The sequence below is a fragment of the Streptomyces cahuitamycinicus genome, assembly GCF_002891435.1.
Lineage (GTDB): Bacteria > Actinomycetota > Actinomycetes > Streptomycetales > Streptomycetaceae > Streptomyces > Streptomyces cahuitamycinicus.
Genome location: NZ_POUC01000823.1, coordinates 1 through 1,432, shown reverse-complemented (window position 1 = coordinate 1,432; position 1,432 = coordinate 1). Strand labels below are relative to the sequence as shown.

General features: G+C 70.5%; 1 protein-coding gene. It reads right to left on the bottom strand.

Annotated features, from left to right (window positions below):
• Positions 1 to 94: 94 nt before the first annotated feature.
• Positions 95 to 1,372 carry an IS701 family transposase gene (locus tag C1J00_RS43185; protein ID WP_102914211.1) on the bottom strand — a complete coding sequence of 426 codons (1,278 nt, stop codon included), beginning with the start codon at positions 1,370 to 1,372 and terminating at the stop codon, positions 95 to 97.
• Positions 1,373 to 1,432 lie beyond the last annotated feature (60 nt).

Sequence of the window (1,432 nt, the reverse complement as noted above, 5' to 3'; positions counted from 1 at the left end):
CTAGTAGGACTCCGTTAGGTGTGTGCGGGGTGCCGTCTGGTGCGGCGTGTGGGCAGGGGGCGGTGGCAGGTGGTGCAGGTGCCGGTCCAGCAGTTCAGCAGGTCCTGGATTGTGTCGAGGATCTGGTAGAGGGACAGGCCGGTGTGTCGGCTTTTGGGGTCAGGCGCTGCTCGGTGAGGAAGGCGTGGGCGGCGGTGACGAGGGTGGCGTGGTGGTGCCAGCCGGTCCAGGAGCGGCCCTCGAAGTGGTCCAGGCCCAGACCGTGCTTGAGTTCGCGGTAGTCGTGTTCGATGCGCCAGCGGATCTTCGCCAGTCGGACCAGGCGGCGCAGGACAGTATCGGCGGGCAGGCTGGTCAGCCAGTAGTCGGTGGGCTCGTCCTGGTGGGGCGGCCATTCGGCGAGGAGGGTCTCGGCCGGCAGGGTGCCGTCCCAGGCGTCGCGTCCCCCGGCCTGTTCGCGTGCCGCTTTCCGGGCCGCGACACCGGCCGGCCGGATCTCCATCACGAGGAACCGGCTGGTCATCGCACCGCGGCTGCCCTGCCGCCAGGTGCACCGCCGCAGCGACCTGCGTCCGGCTGCCATGACCAGGTCTTTCACCGGGCGGGCTGCCTCCCGGTAGCGGGGCAGGCGGTGTGCGCCGATGCGCCCTGCCCGCTCGGGCGTGCTGGGCACGGCATCGCCCGGGTGGGCGCTGGTGTCCCCGCGCACGGCGGTGATGTAGTCCAGCCCGCGCTCGCGCAGCCCGACGCGGAAGGGGTGGCTCTGGCCGTATCCGGCGTCGGCAACCACCACCGGCGGCGTCAGGCCCCACCCGGCCGCCTCGTCCAGGGCGTCCAGTGCCAGGCGCCATTTCTCCCGGTGCCCGACCTCGTCCGGCACCCCGCAGGCTCCGCGCCGCTCGCTGTCCTGCTCCCATTCCTTCGGCAGGAACAACCGCCACCGCAACGGGACCGAGGCCGTGTCGCTGACTGCGTGCACGCTGACCGCGACCTGGCAGTTGGCCTGCTTGCCCAAAGCGCCGCAGTACTGACGGGCGACAGCGACCGACATCCGGCCGTCCTTGGGAAAGGACACATCGTCGACCACGAAGGCGTCCGGGCTGATCAGCGGCACCATGCGCTCGGCGATCCGCCGCTGCACCGGCTGCGGATCCCACGGTGACTGGTTCACGAACTGCTGCAGGTTCTGCTCGTTGCCGTCCGGCAGCCGCTCGGCCATCGGCTGGATGGACTTGCGCCGCCCGTCCAGCATCAGCCCCCGCAGGTAGCAGTCACCCTTCGCCCGCTGGTCCCGCCGGGGCACCGACGCGAACACATCCGCCACGAACCCGGCTAACTCCGCCCGCAGGCCCTCCACTTGCCGCATATCCATACACCCACCGTGCCCCCGACGAGACACAACAGGCAAACACACCTAACGGAGTCCTACTAG